Origin of the sequence: Vibrio sp. Y2-5 (assembly GCF_014596725.1) — a bacterium.
Classification (GTDB): Bacteria; Pseudomonadota; Gammaproteobacteria; order Enterobacterales; family Vibrionaceae; genus Vibrio.
In genome coordinates, this window is record NZ_JACVEG010000093.1 from 1 (window position 1) to 540 (window position 540).

Below are 540 nucleotides of genomic sequence, written 5' to 3' on the forward strand. Positions count from 1 at the left end.
AAACAAAGGGAAATTTAATCTTTGCATTATCACCATTAGAAAATTCTAAACGAGACACTACAAAATTAGAACCAGTGTTATTTTTAATAGAAAAATACTTAACACTTTTAATTTCGTCTAATCGATATAAAGTAAGATCATCAAAAATAAAACCTGACAATAAAATACTTTTTATCAACTTCTTATCCCCTGAATAAAAAGAAATAACAGAAGTATCTAAAACACCAGTATTTTTTCTAATATTCATTCTAAATTCACTAACAGTTAAAGGAAAATTCTCATCCACTCTATAATATTTAGTATCACCACTAGCAATAACAGAACTCGAAAAACTCCAAACATAACCATTCCTAGTTGAAGGAATAGCATCATCAAATGTATTTGCACTAGCAAAACTAGGTAAAACAGATAAACACATTATCATCATTAAAGAAAAAAACGCTAAACACTTCTTAAATCGCAATTAACACACCTCTACCTCCATTTAAATCATTTAATTTTTACATTACGGTAAAATAGTATGTTTTAATTTGTAAATTA

General features: G+C 26.5%; 1 protein-coding gene. It reads right to left on the reverse strand.

The features are described from left to right. The coding region (locus tag HUO09_RS22075; RefSeq protein WP_223159557.1) for a hypothetical protein at positions 1-418 on the reverse strand (418 nt) is incomplete at its 3' end. Positions 419-540: the final 122 nt, after the last annotated feature.